Origin of the sequence: Salinivibrio sp. AR647 (assembly GCF_001995415.1) — a bacterium.
GTDB lineage: Bacteria > Pseudomonadota > Gammaproteobacteria > Enterobacterales > Vibrionaceae > Salinivibrio > Salinivibrio costicola.
The window spans coordinates 57,264-73,083 of the sequence record NZ_MUFE01000009.1 but is presented as its reverse complement, the minus strand read 5'-3'; the positions used below and the strand labels follow the sequence as shown (position 1 = coordinate 73,083).

Here is a 15,820-nt window from a genome sequence, read left to right as displayed (position 1 = left end):
GTTATGGGTCTCTTACATTAGCCCTGCCAGTCGAGGATCACCTTGCCAGACTGCCCTGAGCACATCATCTCAAAGCCTTCTTGAAAGTCATCCACGTGGTAATGGTGGGTAATGATGGGGGTTAAATCCAACCCTGATTGAATCAAGGAGGCCATCTTGTACCAAGTCTCAAACATTTCGCGACCATAGATACCTTTGATTACCAAGCCTTTAAAGATCACTTGGTTCCAATCAATGCCCATATCGCTCGGTGGGATCCCGAGTAAAGCAATATTGCCGCCATGGTTCATGGCTGACAGCATGCTATTAAAAGCGGCAGGGACGCCCGACATTTCCATGCCAACGTCAAAGCCTTCCGTCATTCCAAGCTCTTCCATCACCGATTCTATCGAGGTCTCGGCGACGTTTACCGCCCGAGTCACGCCCATTTTGCGGGCAAGCTCAAGGCGATACTCGTTCACATCAGTGATCACCACATGTCTTGCGCCCACATGACGCGCAACCGCCGCAGCCATAATACCAATCGGGCCGGCTCCTGTGATTAGCACGTCTTCGCCGACCAGATCAAACGATAACGCGGTGTGCACCGCATTGCCAAATGGGTCAAAGATCGAGGCTAAATCGTCCGAAATTTCCGCTGGAATTTTGAAGGCATTAAACGCTGGGATCACTAAATATTCCGCAAATGCGCCAGGACGATTGACCCCGACCCCTTCGGTATTACGGCAAAGGTGGGTGCGTCCGCCGCGGCAATTACGGCAGTGACCACAAGTAATGTGGCCTTCTCCGGAGACGCGATCACCGATGGCGAAACCTTTGACTTCTTGTCCAATCCCAACCACTTCACCCACATATTCGTGACCGACTACCATGGGAACCGGAATGGTGTTTTGCGACCACTCATCCCACTTGTAAATATGAACGTCGGTACCGCAGATGGCGGTTTTGCGGATTTTGATCAGTAGATCGTTATGCCCAAGCTCAGGCAGCGCCGCCTCCGTCATCCAAATACCGGGCTCGGCTTTTAGCTTCGCCAGGGCTTTCATGCTTGTTTGTGTCATACGATTACCCAATCAGTTGCATTTCTTTACCGACTTTGATGAAAGCATCAATCGCGCGGTCCAGTTGCTCACGCGTGTGTGCGGCTGACATTTGAGTGCGAATACGTGCTTGCCCTTTCGGCACCACAGGATAAGAGAAGCCCACCACATAGACGCCTTCTTGCATCATACGTTCGGCAAACTCACTCGCGACTTTGGCATCTCCCAGCATCACCGGAATAATGGCATGATCCGCGCCTGCTAGCGTGAAACCTGCCTCAGTCATGCGAGCTCGGAAATGTGCGCTGTTATCCCATAGCTGTGCGCGCAAATGGTCACTTTCCGCCAGCATATCGAGCACGCGAATAGAGGCCGACACAATCGCCGGTGCCAGTGAATTCGAGAACAGATAAGGGCGTGAACGTTGACGCAGCCAATCGATCACTTCTTTTTTACCCGATGTATAGCCACCCGAGGCTCCCCCCATGGCTTTACCCAAGGTCCCAGTGATGATATCAACGCGGTCCATGACTTGGTGGTATTCGTGGGTACCACGGCCATGATCGCCCATAAAGCCCACAGCGTGGGAGTCATCCACCATCACCAGCGCGCCATACTGCTCAGCCAGATCGCACACCGCGGGCAAGTTAGCGACCACGCCATCCATCGAGAAAACGCCGTCGGTGACAATCAAGATATTCGCCACATTGGCTGCTTTCGCGGCTTTAAGTTGGGCTTCCAGCTCGTCCATATCGTTGTTGGCGTAACGGAACCGCTTCGCTTTACATAAACGCACCCCATCAATGATCGATGCATGGTTCAACGCATCTGAGACAATGGCATCATCAGGCCCCAGGATAGTTTCAAACAAGCCGGTATTCGCATCAAAGCATGACGAATACAAAATCGTATCTTCCATGCCCAAAAAGTCAGAGAGTTTGGCCTCAAGGGTTTTATGGGCGTCTTGCGTGCCACAAATAAAGCGCACTGACGCCATACCAAAGCCGTGCTCATCCATCCCCGCTTTGGCAGCCTCAACCAAGGCAGGATGATTGGCTAACCCTAGATAGTTATTCGCGCAGAAATTGAGCACCTGTTGCTCATGATTAACGGCCACACTGGCCGATTGCGGGGAAGTAATAAGGCGTTCACTTTTGTACAAGCCATCAGCTTTTACTTGCTCAAGCTGATGACGCATTTGCTGATAGAAGGCAGCCGTCATCGCAATCTCCATGCTGGTGATGATTACTTTTGGAAGGCCGCCGCACAGTTTCTGTACGGCGAATGATTGGCTGCTATCATGGCACGTTCATTAGGTTTGTGCCAATAACCCGCACGAGACAGTGATTCATATCGTGTATTCCGCTTTAGGCTGGCGGAATATCGCGCAAAACACAATAAACGACGTTGGACCGGTTAGTTTAAGGTATCCAGTGCGCGTATATCTTGGCGAACCAATTGCTGCTGATAGTGGTCCATTAATGCAGCGATAGCGGTTTGCCCTTGCGAGGAAGTCAGCGGATGTAGCAACGCCAACATCTGTAAAACGCCTTTGTAGATCACACCGGCATGAATATGTGTTTGTGGCGCTTGCGCACTTTGGTAGAAAATCCAGCTTGACGCGACCTGCTTCAAGGTTTCGCCCACGGCAGCCAACCCACTCTCACTCAGATTCAACCACCCCGCATGGCTGTAATGCTGCAAAATAGTCATCAGGTTGGTTTGAAGCTGTTGTTGTGCATCGAGGTACTTATGCTGTAGCGCTTCATCGCGACGCAGAATATCGGGCAGATTGGCGTAAAAAAAGCGGTAGCGCCACATCAAACTGAACGTTGCATCGAGATAATGTTGCAACAGCGCTTGGGTATCTTCTTGAGGCTGACTAGGATCAAACGCAAGGGCGAGATCTTGCGCGTATTGATCAAAAATGCTGTGTATAATCGCCTCTTTATTACGAAAGTGGTAATAAAGGTTTCCCGGGCTTATCCCAAGATCAGCCGCAATATGATTCGTGGTAATATTTGGCTCACCGTGTTGATTGAATAAAGCCAGTGCAGCATGGATAATTCGGTCTTGGGTTTTCATGTATGGTTCAGTCCTCTGCCCGGTTGATGCGTAACCATACTATCACAGTCAACAATAATGGCGACGGCGTCTGTCGCCTGCAACGATGAATTAGGTAACGATATGATTTTTGTGACTGGTGGTGCCGGCATGATCGGTAGCAACTTAGTAAAAGCACTTAACGAGCAAGGCTATCGTGACATCGTTGTCGTCGATAACCTTAAAGACGGCACCAAATTCGTTAACCTGGTTGATTTGGATATTGCTGATTACATGGATAAGGAAGACTTTCTTACCCAAATCATGGCCGGTGAGAACTTCGGGCCTATCGAAGCGATTTTCCACCAAGGTGCTTGCTCAGCGACCACCGAGTGGGACGGCAAGTACATGATGCTCAATAACTATGAATATTCTAAAGAGCTATTGCATTACTGCATTGACCGTGACATTCCGTTTTTATACGCCTCGTCAGCGGCTACTTATGGCGGCCGCGACAGTGACTTCATTGAAGCGCCAGAGTATGAAGGCGCGCTGAATGTTTACGGCTACTCGAAGCAGCAGTTTGATAATTATGTCCGTCGCGTGCAAGACGATGCCAAGGCACACGGTGAAACACTGCCACCGATCACCGGTTTTCGTTACTTCAACGTTTACGGCCCTCGTGAGCAGCACAAAGGCAGCATGGCGTCCGTTGCTTACCACCTGAACCAACAAATCTTAAACGGTGAAAACCCGAAGCTGTTTGAAGGCAGTGACACCTTTAAGCGTGATTTCGTCTATGTTGGCGACGTGTGTCAAATGAATATCTGGTTCTGGCAGCAACAAATCTCCGGCATTTTTAACTGTGGTACTGGCCGTGCCGAACCGTTTAGCGCCGTCGCCAACGCCGTCATCGCGTTTCACGGTCAAGGGGAAATTGAAGAGGTGCCGTTCCCCGATCACTTAAAAGGCCGCTATCAAGCTTACACGCAGGCCGATTTGACCAAGGTTCGTGAAGCCGGATATACCGCTTCCTTTAAGACTGTGGCTGAAGGTGTTGCCGCCTATCTGGCTGAAATCAATCGCTAATATAATGATGTTTACGCCAAGCCGTGACGCTTGGCGTATGAGAAAATCGAATAATGACAAAACAGCGACCCGATTACGATCCAAATGCCTATAACCCCGAATTTTCGCGTGCCTTCCTCGCACCGAAATATTGGGGCACCTGGCTGATGTTATTGGCTGCCTTGCCAATCTGTTTGTTGGTGCCTGCGCGAGCAAAGTATCGCTTTGCCCAATGGGTGGCACGCAAGCTGGTGAAAAAGAAAAAAGGCACGATTTTGAATGCATGGCTCAACCTTGAAGCCTGCTTTCCAGAGCAATCAAAGCAAGCACGCGAAGCGATCTTGGTCGAGACGCTAACAACCGCAGGAGCGTTTTTACTCAGTTTTCCACTGATTACGTTACGTGGTCGTCAGTGGTTTCAACAGCACTGTGATGTCATTGGCATGGAGCATATTACCCGCCACACAGATCATGGTGAGCCGGTGATCTTGTTTGTCCCCCATACCTGGGCGATTGATGCGGCGGCGATTTTATTTGCCTCACAGGGCTTACCTGTCGCTGCCTTCTCAAAACGACAAAAAAACGGTCTCCTCGACTGGCTGATGCACCGCCAACGAGTACAATATGGTGGTAACTGCTACGAACGAGAAGCAGGGATTAAACCTTTTATTCGTGCGGTTAAACGAGGCTTCTTGGGCTATTACCTGCCCGATGAAGATATGCGTGATGAGAGCAGTGAGTTTGTTCCTTTTTTCTCAACAACCAAGGCGACACTGCCAAGTCTCGGCAAGTTGAGCAAAGTCACGCGTTCGCATATCGTGCCTGTGCTATCTGGCTTTGATGCCAAAACCGGCCGGTTTGTCATTACCATCCATCCAGCATTTAGCGAGTTTCCAACCGGTGATAGCAAAACGGACGCCCACATGATGAACCAACACATCGAAACCATGCTCGAGGGTCAATACGATCAATACATGTGGATCCTACAGCTGCTCCGCACACGCGAAGACGGCCGCAATATCTACCAAGAGGCAAAAAGGAAACGGGCATCATGACACGAGTACTCGTCATTGGCCCGTCTTGGGTCGGCGATATGGTGATGTCGCAATCACTGTATAAAGCCATCAAACAACAACACCCTGACGCCACCATTGACGTGATGGCGCCTGGATGGTGCGCCCCTATTTTGGCGCGTATGCCAGAAGTTAATCGCAGTATCGACATGCCACTGGGCCATGGAGAATTTGCACTCGGTAAGCGCTACCAATTGGGTAAACGCTTAGCAAAACACGGCTATGACCATGCTTATGTATTGCCTAATTCAGCCAAATCGGCGCTGATCCCTTGGTTTGCTGGGATCCCAACACGTACCGGTTGGAAAGGTGAAATGCGTTATGGTTTGCTCAACGACCTGCGCCCCAATAAAAAAGCGTTTCAATATATGGTTGAGCGCTATGTTGCCCTGGCACACCCGCGCGCCACGATGCAAAGTTCGGTCTCACTCGGCGGCCTTGAAGGCCTACCAAAACCTGAATTAACCATTGATCCTGACGCACAAGCGGCTGTGATCACTAAGCTGGGCTTAAACCAAGATAGACCCATCGTGGGTCTTTGCCCGGGTGCCGAGTTCGGCCCAGCCAAAAAGTGGCCTGAGCAACACTATGCCGAGGTCGCTCGCCAGATGCATGCTAAGGGGTTTCAAGTTTGGCTGTTTGGCTCAGCCAAAGATATCGACACCTGTGAAAAAATTGCCGCCCTTGCCGACAACGCACCGAATATTCATGTGTTAGCGGGTAAAACCAATTTAATTGAGGCTGTTGATCTATTAGGCGCTTGCCAAACCGTCGTCAGTAATGACTCCGGCTTGATGCACATCGCCGCGGCGGTCAACTGCCAGGTCATTGCCATTTATGGCTCAACGTCCCCCGATTACACGCCGCCTTTAACCAGTAAGGTCGACATTGTGCATACAGATATTGAATGTCGCCCCTGCTTTCAACGCGAATGTCCACTTGGGCATTTGAAGTGTTTAAAGGATTTGGACCCTAGCCGCGTTATTTCTTTAATAAAAATGGATAAAGCGTCATGAGTGAAGGGAATACAACCGTTGCCGTTGCACTTATCGTTAAAAACGAAGCGCATAACATTGATCTATGTTTGCAGTCTGTATGCAATTGGGTGGATGAAATCGTTGTACTGGACGCGGGAAGCTCAGATAACACAACTGAAATAGCTAAACAGTATACGGATAAAGTCTACGTAGCTTCAGACTGGCGGGGGTTTGGAAAACAACGCCAGCGCGCTCAATCATATGTAGAAAGTGACTTTGTGTTTTGGCTAGACGCAGATGAAAGAGTCACACCTGAATTAAAGAAAAACATCTTAGGCGTTATCAATGACCACCAACCTAACTGTGTTTATTACATAAATAGGCTTTCTAACGCCTTTGGGAAAGAAATCAAGCACTCTGGTTGGCACCCAGATTGGATTTGCCGACTTTATAAAACATCAGAAACTCATTATTCTGACTCTCTCGTGCATGAACATGTTGTTGTTCCTAATACACATAAGAAAATTTATTTAAATGGTGTTCTACTGCATAACACGTTTAATTACCTCTATGAATATACCGCTAAAACCAACCAATATATAAAATTATGGAGCGATCAGCGCGAGGGCAAGAAGAGCTCAAGTGTCTCCAAAGCTTTAGGGCATGCTCTTTTTAGATTTATTAAGATGTATTTCTTGAAAAAAGGATTTTTAGATGGTCGACATGGCTTTATCCTCGCACTTCTCAGCGCCAACGTCGTTTTTACGCGTTATGCCGACTTATGGCTAAGAGACTATGTTAAAAAACAACGTTAAGATGCACATTTGCCACGTTAATCTCGCTTCTGGTTTTAGCGGCGGTGAGCGACAAACGCTCACACTGATTAAACAACAGCTCGCAATGGGTTATCGACTCACCGTAGTGGTAAACCCCAAAAGCCCGCTCGCTGATAAAATTCGCGCGTTAGAACAATGCCAATTAGTGCTTTGTCCGCACTATACTCGACGACATGAGCGCTCAATCACCGCAACATGTGATCTGGTCCATGTCCACGAAGGCCGAGCGATTTATTGGGCATTGCTCCAGCGCTTATTACATAATGTGCCCTATATCGTGACACGCCGCATTGATAATCCTTTAAAGAAAAAGTGGTTATCTCAACTTGCATACCGCAAAGCGAGTGCCCTGGTCGGTTTGAGTTCGGAGATTATCCATCAACTAGAAAAACATTACCCTGATGCCAAGTTAGTCAAAATTCCTAGCTCTCCTGTCACCTACCCTGTATCGCAAGATAAGGTTGAGAAAATCAAAGCGCAATTTCATAGGAAGTTCTTAGTGATTCATGCCGCCAATATGTATGCGCATAAAGGCTTTAATGTCACGATAGAAGCGGCACGGTTACTTGCTAACACATCGCCCAACATCCAGTTTTGTTTGCTTGGTGATGGTAAAGAGCGTGAAGCGTTAGCGCTTCAAGCGAAAGGACTCAGCAACGTTCACTTTGCTGGCAAACAAACGAATATGGGCGATTGGTTCGCAGCGGCCGATTTACTCGTCCATCCTTCCTATTCAGAAGGCTTAGGCTCGGTCATTTTAGAAGCAATGGCATCCGGGCTCCCTGTTGTTGCAACGCGTGCTGGCGGGATCCCTGATATAATCACACATAGTGTATCTGGACGGCTTATCGAGGTGGGAGAGGCTGATCAACTAGCGAGTTCTATCACAGATATAGCCAATGATACGACTCTTAGAAACCGCCTTATTGTCGGTAGTCTCGAACAAGCTAAAGCCTGTGATATCAATCAAACCGTCCTAACCTATCAATCCCTATACCAAACGATAAAAGACGGATCCAAGATTGTATGACTAGTGTCTGATAAACCTTAGAGACTGGAGCTCGGTTGGAGAGAATGCCACTATTTATCGTACCCAAACGTCCATAGGAGTTTCCCTGTGCGCTGGTTATACACATTATTACTCACACTTGCTGCCCCTTTTTTGCTTGTCGGGCTTTATCGTAAACGGCCCGGTAAGCCGGCGGTGGGGGAGCGCTGGCAAGAGCACTTTGGTCGCACACCCAACATTGAGGGGGCGCCGATTTGGTTGCATGCGGTTTCCGTAGGGGAAGTCCTCGCCGCCAAACCGGTGATCAGCGCGCTGCAACAAGCTTATCCCGATGTTCCTATCCTCATCACCACCACTACAGCCACTGGGGCCGAGCAGGCAATGCGCATCAAAGGTGTGAACCATCGCTATATGCCTGTCGATTTTCCGTTTGCGATTCGTGGTTTTTTACGTGCAGTCTCTCCAAGGCTATGCGTGATCATGGAGACCGAGCTTTGGCCCAATACTTTGCATCATGTCGGTCGTGCCGGTGTTCCCATTACGATCATTAATGCGAGGCTTTCTGAAAAGGCATGTCACCATTATCAAAAAATTGCGCCGCTCTTTCGTGCCATGAGTCAGCATATCGATCTCATACTGTGTCAGCATACCACTGATAAAGCACGTTTTGCCGCACTGGGGGTTCCCGCAGAAAAACTAAGCGCAGTTGGGTCGGTGAAGTTTGATATCAAGGCGGTAAATCCTGATTTAGGCGCTGCGCTTCGTGACGCTCGCGGTGAACGCCCTTGCTGGATAGCGGCCAGCACCCATGCAGGCGAAGATGCCATCATGTTAGCCGCCCACAGTATTTTGCTACGTGATTATCCGGATGCTTTATTGATTATGGTCCCTCGCCACCCTGAGCGCTTTGATGATGTCTCGCAACAAGTCGCGGCTCAGGGCCTCAGTATACAAAGACATACTCAGGGCGAGACGCTTACCACGAGCACGCAAGTGTACCTTGGCGATACCATGGGTGAGATGATGATGTATCTAGCCAGTGCAGATGTGGTTGTCATGGCAGGGAGTTTTTTAGGCGCCAAAGTTGGCGGTCATAATCTGTTAGAGCCCGCTGCGCTCAGCAAACCCTTATTAACCGGACCCAGTTACTATAACTTCCAAGTCATTGGTGATGCTTTAATAGACGCAGGCGCACTGCAAGTATGTAACGATAGCCAAGATCTCGCGGCAAAGATTGGCGCTTTCTTTAATGCACCGCCACTGGCAGCGCAAGCAGGAAAAGCCGGTTTGGCGGTGGTCGAAGAAAACCGTGGCGCCGTTGAGCGAACCTTACAAGCACTCACCCCTTGGCTTCGACACTCGCACTGAGTGGCGACTACTTTCGAATATGATTGTAACCTTTTAAGACCGCAGCCCAATCCTCGGGCTGCCAGCGGATTTGGCGCTTCTCTTTTTCTTTTTTAAAAGAGCGATGCAAGCGTGCTAAGTTGTCTTCTTTCCATTGCTCACCTTCACGCTGTTGGCACTTATCAAAATCAATCAGCCACAGTTTGCCTTTTCTATCACGAAGAATATTATGGATATTCAGATCAGAATGGCACACGCCGGCATCATGTAAACGACGCACCAAGCGGCCAATGGCGTGATAATCGTGAGCTAGCAAGCTGTTTTCGCTTAATATCGCCACCAAGTCACGGGCTCCTGGGACTTTTTCTACCAAGATATCGGCACGATAGGTACGGCCTGTCTTTACCGCACGAGCAGCGACGGGGCGCGGTACAGGGAGCTTTTTCTCGCGCAAATAAGCCAATAAGCGCAACTCCGCACCGCAGCGCGTTTCCTCCCAGCCCGTAAACCAGTATTGGTCTTTCACCAATTTGCCGAACAGGCCGCCGCGATAATAATGCCGCAGTGCCATCTCCATTTTCGGGCCACGGACAAAAAAGGTTATCCCTCGCCCTTTGGCCGAGCCGGTGACGGCAGCCTGTTGGTGCCAAAAATGAATATCAAAATACTGGCGCGGCTCCCCGACCACCAAGGTAGGATCGTACCAGATGCACTCGTTTTCGCGTTGCTCGACTTCTATACTCACGGTTTTTCCTGTTTACGCACTGACGCTGGCGCACATCAGTGTACCTTGCTCGCGGTTAGAATCACAGGCAAGGGCACGCAAGAGAGTCAGAACAATGCGCGCAGAACAAGGATTTGATAACCTCTTCCCAATACACGTTTTTAAGGATAAGCCAGTGACACAAAAACAACATACCCGCGTGATTTACCCGGGCACATTTGATCCGATCACCAACGGTCACTTGGATCTGATTGAGCGCGCGGCACGAATGTTTGACGATGTGATTGTGGGCATTGCCGCCAGTCCAAGCAAACAACCGCTTTTTGATCTGAATGAACGCGTCGCCCTGACGCAAACGGTCACCGCGCACTTATCCAATGTCTCCGTGGTTGGGTTCTCAGGATTACTGGTCAACTTTGCCAAACAGTACCAAGCCAACATTTTGGTCCGTGGTTTGCGTGCCGTATCAGACTTTGAGTATGAGTTTCAGTTGGCCAACATGAACCGGCGTTTAATGCCCGAGCTAGAGAGTGTCTTTTTAACCCCGTCGGAGGAACACTCTTTTATCTCTTCCACACTCGTCAAAGAAGTGGCTTTGCACGGGGGAGACACGCGAGAATTTGTGCACCACGAGGTACTCAACGCTCTGAAAGACAAGCTGCAGGCAACGCCTTCATCCTAAAGGCTGGCATTGCGGGCAAAATACCGTTGCCCGCTGTCCAATTACGATACGCTCAAGCACAGCGTCACAAGCCGGACAAGGCTGACCGGATTTACCATAAACACGCAGCGCTTGGGCGAAATAACCGGCTTTACCATCCGCTTGCGTAAAATCTTTAAGCGTGGTTCCTCCTTGAGTGATGGCGGCTGCTAGAACGGTTTTAATTTCGTTCACCAAGCACGCCGCCTCAGTCGCCGTGAGACTGCCCGCGGGTCGCTTAGGATGAATCCCCGCACAAAATAACGATTCGTTGGCGTAAATATTCCCCACCCCAACCACTACCGCGTTATCCATAATAAAGCTCTTCATCGCCATTTTTTTCCCTGTTGCTTTGGCTAACAGGTAGTCAGGGTCGAAGGCATCGGTTAATGGCTCGGGGCCCAATTTACCCAAAACGGTATGGGGCGTCTCACCGTCTTGCCACAGCCAGGCGCCAAAGCGGCGTGGATCATGATAACGCAGTAAGCGCCCATTACTGAGTGTCACATCGACATGATCGTGCTTCTCGGGCGCCAGTGACGTCGGTAGCACCCGCAAACTGCCTGACATCCCCAAATGGATAATCGCCGCCCCGACATCGGTTTCTAACAACAGATACTTGGCCCGACGGGTAACCCGGCGGATCACCTGCCCTTTAAGTTGTTGTAGCGCATCGGGAATCGGCCAACGTAACTTTGGCTGACGAATGGTAATATCGGTCACCGTTTGCCCTTCGACATACGGTATGATGCCTAAACGGCTCACTTCTACTTCCGGTAATTCTGGCATAGAGATGGCTCTGGATTATCACGATTTAGTTAGCGGGAAAAGATACCGACGATCAACAGACACCGCCAGCCATTGCCCCTGCTCATTTTGCATCAACCAAAATTGGGGCTGCTGATAATAAGTAATACGGATCGGCTCTTTGTCTGGACTCCGGGTCAACTCGAGCGTACGGGGAGCGGTAAGTTGTGGGCGCAGTGACTGTAAGGTTGCTTCATCAACTTGGGTGCCTGCCAACCCTAGCCACCGCTGAGCCAGCTCGGTTGGGCTGATCACTAACGGCTTATCCGTTTGCCAGCCATCCAAGGTACGGGTGAGCGTTAAATGCGCAAAGCGCAGTGATAACACCTCACTGCGTGAGTCCACCAGCGCAATGACGCCTTCAGGCATGGCATTTGATTGGCGCTGATGACGTAAATAATCGGGCAATAGCATTAAGCCAAAAAAAATCACGACTGAAAAAATCAGGATGTTGTTCCACGTCTGCCGTTTTAGCTTCATGTTTTCTCACCCAAGGCCGCTGTACGTATTTATCGCAGTATATACCCAAACACTGACGGATTTTAGTTATAAAAAAACCCAGCCGAAGCTGGGTCTTTTATCAAAGCATCGATCAAATTACTTGATTTTGGCTTCTTTATACATAACGTGCTTGCGAACTACAGGATCAAATTTCTTGATCTCGAATTTGCTAGGCATGTTACGTTTGTTCTTGTCTGTGGTGTAGAAGTGACCAGTACCCGCTGAGGATACTAGACGAATCTTCTCACGAACGCCGCTTTTAGCCATTCTCTAATTCCTCTTATACTTTCTCACCGCGGGCACGCATATCTGTCAATACAGACTCGATGCCTTTTTTGTCGATGATGCGCATACCTTTAGTGGATAGGCGCAGTTTAACGAAGCGTTTTTCGCCTTCTACCCAGAAACGATGAGTTTGCAGGTTCGGCAGAAAACGACGCTTGGTGGCGTTCTTAGCGTGAGAGCGGTTGTTACCAACTACAGGACGCTTGCCAGTTACTTGGCATACTCGTGACATGAAAGTCTCTCCAAAATCGTTTCGGCTCGATATCAACCTTGTCCGCCAGTCCTGCAACGTTAAGGTCAGGTCGAAGGTCAAGGCTATCAAAGGTGGCGCATTATACTAACTGAATTCACATTGCTCAAGTCCCGAGCAGATCCTTTTATGCGCTTTTTGATCGTTTTTTTCGCCAAAGGCGATCCTTAGGAGGATAACAACCAACCTCGTTCAGCGAACGATACCACATCTCCGTCCCCGACCACCAGATGATCTAACACGCGTACATCCACTAATGACAAGGCATTGGCGATTTTATCAGTGATATGTCGGTCCGCTTGGCTCGGTTCAGCGACCCCAGAAGGATGATTATGTGCCAAAATTAACGCAGCGGCATGAAGCTCTAATGCACGGCGAACAATTTCTCGCGGATAAACACTGGCGGCATTGTGGGTCCCTTCAAATAATTGCTCATCGGCAATCACTCGGTGTTGGTTATCGAGAAATAACACATAGAAGGCTTCACGTGGCCGATCGCGCAGTAACGTCGAGAGGTAACGCCGAGTATGATCGGGGCTGGTCAGGGCATCCGTTTTACTTAACGTCTCTTTTAAATAACGACGGCTGAGCTCCAGTACCGCTTGCAGTTGCGCGTATTTCGCACTGCCTAACCCCTTACGCTGACAAAACGCCGTTTGATCGGCTCCCATCAGCGCGCGCAACGAACCAAAGTCCGTTAATAGATGATCAGCCAGCGCAACCGCACTCATCCCTGTGACACCGGTGCGTAAAAATATCGCCAGTAACTCAGCATCCGATAAACTGTCCGCCCCACGTGCTAATAGACGCTCCCTTGGACGACAATCCAAGGGCAAAGTTTTTAAGCTCATTATTATCCCTCTTTGATTTTGTCGCCAGTTAAGACACGCGAGGGATCTCGCACAATCCTTTTCGAGCGGAACTGCGGCTCGCTCGCGATTTTCCCTTGATAAGCACTCAAGGGTTTCAACCGCTCAGTGCTTAGATCGCATTCTACTTGGCTCACATCCCACGCGCTTTCCTTTGCGCTAACACACTTTTTGCGCGGCGGATTATGGTATGGTTTCGCCATTCAAGCACAAACACACAGAGCATTATGGCCAATTCTTCAACACAGCCAGCCCAAACGCTGGCAGGTAAACGTATTCTGCTTGGCATGGGCGGTGGAATTGCCGCCTATAAGTGTGCCGATTTGACTCGTCGCCTGATCGAGCGTGGTGCCACTGTCAAAGTGGTAATGACACGCGCCGCTAAAGAATTTATCACACCGTTAACCCTGCAAGCGGTCTCAGGCCATCCGGTATCTGATAGCTTGCTCGATCCAGCTGCTGAGGCTTCAATGGGGCATATCGAGTTAGCGAAATGGGCAGATTTAGTATTGATTGCCCCCGCTACCGCCGATTTAATCGCCCGTATTCACGCTGGGATGGGGAATGACTTGCTCACCACGGTGTGCTTAGCCACCGATGCACCGATTGCGATTGCCCCGGCGATGAACCAGCAAATGTATCGCGCTCACGCTACCCAAGCGAATATACAGGCCCTACGCACGCGCGGTTGCCTTATTTGGGGGCCGGATAGCGGTGCCCAAGCCTGTGGCGATGTGGGGCCAGGCCGTATGCTTGAGCCACTGGCCTTAGTGGCAGAGTGTGAACACTGGGCCGGCCCAAAACCGCTCACCAATAAACGGGTAATGATTACCGCCGGACCAACCCGAGAAGCCCTGGATCCGGTTCGCTATTTGTCGAATCACAGCTCTGGAAAAATGGGCTATGCTTTGGCCGAGGCCGCCGCCAGTTTGGGTGCCGAAGTGACCTTGATTTCCGGTCCGGTTGCATTAAGCACGCCCGCCGGTGTCACGCGCGTGGATGTCACCACAGCCCAACAAATGCATGATGCTGTGCATGCCTCTATCACCGAGCACGATGTCTTTATCGGCTGTGCCGCGGTCGCTGACTACCGTCCACAAACGATGGCCGAGCAGAAGATGAAAAAGCAGGCAGATAAAGACACGATGACCGTTACCATGGTGAAAAACCCCGATATTATTGCCTCGGTCGCCAACTTAACCCAGCACCGTCCATTTACGGTCGGTTTTGCCGCCGAAACCCAGGATGTTGCAGCCTACGCACGTGATAAACTCACCCGCAAAAAGCTCGATATGATTTGCGCAAATGATGTGTCTCACGCCGATCAAGGCTTTAACAGTGATCATAATGCCCTGCACCTATTCTGGTCTGACGGTGACAAAGCGCTCCCCCTTGCGGATAAACCGACGTTAGCGCGTAGCGTAATAGCACACATTCACACGCGCTATTTGCAACGATCGATAAAAGAATAAGGGAGAAGCCCAGCACACCGGAGGCCTTAGCTCCGGTGTGAAAAACAAGTTCAAAAGCGTGCGCCATGGCCACGCTTTTTGCTTTTAATACAGAGACCTCGTCGCTAAGATAAGAGGAAAGCGTCACACTCGGCGGCACCTCTCCATGATGCCTCCTTTAAACGTCGCCAGTGTGATAGATAAAAAGACAAAGGAATCGCATCCATGGCAGCCCCAAAAAAAAGTAATCGCCGCGAAGAGATCCTCCAAGCGCTCGCGCAGATGCTGGAGTCAACCCAAGGCAGCCAGCGCATCACCACCGCCAAGCTCGCCGAGCAAGTCGGGGTGTCAGAGGCCGCGCTTTATCGTCATTTTCCCAGTAAAGCACGTATGTTTGAGGGCTTGATTGAATTTATCGAAGACTCGCTCTTATCCCGCATCAACCTCATTATTGAAGAAGAAAAGGACACCTTGGTTCGTCTCAAGTTGATTCTGCAATTATTGCTGGTGTTTGGTGAACGTAACCCAGGGCTGACACGCATCATGACAGGCCATGCGCTGATGTTTGAGCAAGACAGGCTACAAGCGCGCATCAACCAGCTTTTCGAGCGCGTTGAAGCACAGCTCAAGCAAGTATTACGTGAGCGTCGCTTGCGCGAAGGAAAGGGCTTTCCTTTAGATGAAGCCGTGCTTGCCAGTCAGCTTATTAGCCAAGTGGAAGGCGGCTTTTGTCGTTACGTACGCTCATCGTTTAAGCAGCTGCCAACCGCGAATTTTGAACAATACTGGCAACTGCTGACCAATCAATTGCAATGAGCGGTGTTGGCTGCAACGCAAATG

The 15,820-nt window shown here is 50.0% G+C and carries 18 protein-coding genes; 9 read left to right on the top strand and 9 right to left on the bottom strand.

Annotated elements, in window-relative coordinates; genetic code table 11:
- Positions 1 to 17: 17 nt before the first annotated feature.
- From tdh to BZG76_RS11845, 3 genes are all read right to left on the bottom strand, one after another.
- The gene (gene tdh, locus BZG76_RS11855) at positions 18 to 1,046 is read right to left on the bottom strand and encodes an L-threonine 3-dehydrogenase (RefSeq protein WP_077461581.1); all 1,029 of its coding nucleotides are present in this window, start codon (positions 1,044 to 1,046) and stop codon (positions 18 to 20) included.
- Between the two features lie 19 nt (positions 1,047 to 1,065).
- On the bottom strand, positions 1,066 to 2,262 hold the full coding sequence (locus BZG76_RS11850) for a glycine C-acetyltransferase (protein ID WP_077461516.1): 1,197 nt from the start codon (positions 2,260 to 2,262) through the stop codon (positions 1,066 to 1,068).
- 194 nt (positions 2,263 to 2,456) lie between these two features.
- Positions 2,457 to 3,125, bottom strand: a complete 669-nt coding sequence (locus tag BZG76_RS11845) for a TetR/AcrR family transcriptional regulator (RefSeq protein WP_077461515.1) — start codon at positions 3,123 to 3,125, stop codon at positions 2,457 to 2,459.
- 102 nt (positions 3,126 to 3,227) lie between these two features.
- Here BZG76_RS11845 and rfaD point away from each other — a divergent pair, with 102 nt between their 5' ends.
- The 6 genes from rfaD (at position 3,228) to waaA (ending at position 9,414) form a co-directional block, all read left to right on the top strand.
- Entirely contained in the window at positions 3,228 to 4,172 is a 945-nt protein-coding gene (gene rfaD / locus BZG76_RS11840) for an ADP-glyceromanno-heptose 6-epimerase (protein WP_077461580.1), read from the top strand.
- Positions 4,173 to 4,225: 53 nt separating this feature from the next.
- Positions 4,226 to 5,206, top strand: a complete 981-nt coding sequence (lpxM, locus tag BZG76_RS11835) for a lauroyl-Kdo(2)-lipid IV(A) myristoyltransferase (RefSeq protein ID WP_077461514.1) — start codon at positions 4,226 to 4,228, stop codon at positions 5,204 to 5,206.
- Positions 5,203 to 6,240, top strand: a complete 1,038-nt coding sequence (gene waaF / locus BZG76_RS11830; RefSeq protein ID WP_077461513.1) for a lipopolysaccharide heptosyltransferase II — start codon at positions 5,203 to 5,205, stop codon at positions 6,238 to 6,240. Before lpxM ends, waaF begins: the two co-directional genes overlap by 4 nt.
- The gene (locus BZG76_RS11825; RefSeq protein ID WP_077461512.1) at positions 6,237 to 7,016 is read left to right on the top strand and encodes a glycosyltransferase family 2 protein; all 780 of its coding nucleotides are present in this window, start codon (positions 6,237 to 6,239) and stop codon (positions 7,014 to 7,016) included. The genes waaF and BZG76_RS11825 overlap by 4 nt, the downstream gene beginning before the upstream one ends.
- A 1-nt stretch (position 7,017) precedes the next feature.
- Complete coding sequence (locus tag BZG76_RS11820) at positions 7,018 to 8,067, top strand: glycosyltransferase family 4 protein (RefSeq protein WP_077461579.1); 1,050 nt, start codon at positions 7,018 to 7,020, stop codon at positions 8,065 to 8,067.
- 87 nt (positions 8,068 to 8,154) lie between these two features.
- Positions 8,155 to 9,414, top strand: coding sequence for a lipid IV(A) 3-deoxy-D-manno-octulosonic acid transferase (gene waaA, locus BZG76_RS11815; RefSeq protein ID WP_077461511.1), 1,260 nt, complete (start codon positions 8,155 to 8,157; stop codon positions 9,412 to 9,414).
- A 7-nt stretch (positions 9,415 to 9,421) separates the two neighbouring features.
- On the opposite strand, the gene BZG76_RS11810 is transcribed toward waaA, so the two are convergent.
- Complete coding sequence (locus tag BZG76_RS11810; protein WP_077461578.1) at positions 9,422 to 10,132, bottom strand: 3-deoxy-D-manno-octulosonic acid kinase; 711 nt, start codon at positions 10,130 to 10,132, stop codon at positions 9,422 to 9,424.
- A gap of 160 nt (positions 10,133 to 10,292) precedes the next feature.
- Between BZG76_RS11810 and coaD the strand changes: the two genes are divergently transcribed.
- Entirely contained in the window at positions 10,293 to 10,799 is a 507-nt protein-coding gene (gene coaD / locus BZG76_RS11805) for a pantetheine-phosphate adenylyltransferase (protein ID WP_025744211.1), read from the top strand.
- On the opposite strand, the gene mutM is transcribed toward coaD, so the two are convergent.
- The 5 genes from mutM to radC all read right to left on the bottom strand — a co-directional run bounded on the left by mutM (position 10,791) and on the right by radC (position 13,511).
- On the bottom strand, positions 10,791 to 11,606 hold the full coding sequence (gene mutM, locus BZG76_RS11800; protein ID WP_077461509.1) for a bifunctional DNA-formamidopyrimidine glycosylase/DNA-(apurinic or apyrimidinic site) lyase: 816 nt from the start codon (positions 11,604 to 11,606) through the stop codon (positions 10,791 to 10,793). The genes coaD and mutM overlap by 9 nt on opposite strands.
- Positions 11,607 to 11,624: 18 nt before the next feature.
- Entirely contained in the window at positions 11,625 to 12,104 is a 480-nt protein-coding gene (locus BZG76_RS11795) for a hypothetical protein (protein ID WP_077461508.1), read from the bottom strand.
- Between the two features lie 117 nt (positions 12,105 to 12,221).
- The gene (gene rpmG, locus BZG76_RS11790; RefSeq protein ID WP_025673846.1) at positions 12,222 to 12,392 is read right to left on the bottom strand and encodes a 50S ribosomal protein L33; all 171 of its coding nucleotides are present in this window, start codon (positions 12,390 to 12,392) and stop codon (positions 12,222 to 12,224) included.
- A gap of 13 nt (positions 12,393 to 12,405) precedes the next feature.
- Positions 12,406 to 12,642: a 50S ribosomal protein L28 gene (rpmB, locus tag BZG76_RS11785; protein ID WP_025673845.1), complete on the bottom strand. Its 237-nt coding sequence runs from the start codon at positions 12,640 to 12,642 to the stop codon at positions 12,406 to 12,408.
- A 185-nt stretch (positions 12,643 to 12,827) separates the two neighbouring features.
- Entirely contained in the window at positions 12,828 to 13,511 is a 684-nt protein-coding gene (gene radC / locus BZG76_RS11780) for a RadC family protein (protein WP_077461507.1), read from the bottom strand.
- A 245-nt stretch (positions 13,512 to 13,756) separates the two neighbouring features.
- On the opposite strand from radC, the gene coaBC reads away from it, so the two are divergent.
- Both coaBC and slmA read left to right on the top strand, forming a co-directional pair.
- Complete coding sequence (gene coaBC / locus BZG76_RS11775; RefSeq protein ID WP_077461506.1) at positions 13,757 to 15,001, top strand: bifunctional phosphopantothenoylcysteine decarboxylase/phosphopantothenate--cysteine ligase CoaBC; 1,245 nt, start codon at positions 13,757 to 13,759, stop codon at positions 14,999 to 15,001.
- A gap of 204 nt (positions 15,002 to 15,205) precedes the next feature.
- Positions 15,206 to 15,796: a nucleoid occlusion factor SlmA gene (gene slmA, locus BZG76_RS11770; protein ID WP_025744387.1), complete on the top strand. Its 591-nt coding sequence runs from the start codon at positions 15,206 to 15,208 to the stop codon at positions 15,794 to 15,796.
- Positions 15,797 to 15,820 lie beyond the last annotated feature (24 nt).

Bases quoted from the DNA above. Each gene is read 5' to 3' on its own strand.
- tdh (WP_077461581.1), bottom strand. From the start codon at position 1,046: ATGAAAGCCCTGGCGAAGCTAAAAGCCGAGCCCGGTATTTGGATGACG.
- BZG76_RS11850 (WP_077461516.1), bottom strand. From the start codon at position 2,262: ATGACGGCTGCCTTCTATCAGCAAATGCGTCATCAGCTTGAGCAAGTA.
- BZG76_RS11845 (WP_077461515.1), bottom strand. From the start codon at position 3,125: ATGAAAACCCAAGACCGAATTATCCATGCTGCACTGGCTTTATTCAAT.
- rfaD (WP_077461580.1), top strand. From the start codon at position 3,228: ATGATTTTTGTGACTGGTGGTGCCGGCATGATCGGTAGCAACTTAGTA.
- lpxM (WP_077461514.1), top strand. From the start codon at position 4,226: ATGACAAAACAGCGACCCGATTACGATCCAAATGCCTATAACCCCGAA.
- waaF (WP_077461513.1), top strand. From the start codon at position 5,203: ATGACACGAGTACTCGTCATTGGCCCGTCTTGGGTCGGCGATATGGTG.
- BZG76_RS11825 (WP_077461512.1), top strand. From the start codon at position 6,237: ATGAGTGAAGGGAATACAACCGTTGCCGTTGCACTTATCGTTAAAAAC.
- BZG76_RS11820 (WP_077461579.1), top strand. From the start codon at position 7,018: ATGCACATTTGCCACGTTAATCTCGCTTCTGGTTTTAGCGGCGGTGAG.
- mutM (WP_077461509.1), bottom strand. From the start codon at position 11,606: ATGCCAGAATTACCGGAAGTAGAAGTGAGCCGTTTAGGCATCATACCG.
- BZG76_RS11795 (WP_077461508.1), bottom strand. From the start codon at position 12,104: ATGAAGCTAAAACGGCAGACGTGGAACAACATCCTGATTTTTTCAGTC.
- rpmG (WP_025673846.1), bottom strand. From the start codon at position 12,392: ATGGCTAAAAGCGGCGTTCGTGAGAAGATTCGTCTAGTATCCTCAGCG.
- rpmB (WP_025673845.1), bottom strand. From the start codon at position 12,642: ATGTCACGAGTATGCCAAGTAACTGGCAAGCGTCCTGTAGTTGGTAAC.
- radC (WP_077461507.1), bottom strand. From the start codon at position 13,511: ATGAGCTTAAAAACTTTGCCCTTGGATTGTCGTCCAAGGGAGCGTCTA.
- coaBC (WP_077461506.1), top strand. From the start codon at position 13,757: ATGGCCAATTCTTCAACACAGCCAGCCCAAACGCTGGCAGGTAAACGT.
- slmA (WP_025744387.1), top strand. From the start codon at position 15,206: ATGGCAGCCCCAAAAAAAAGTAATCGCCGCGAAGAGATCCTCCAAGCG.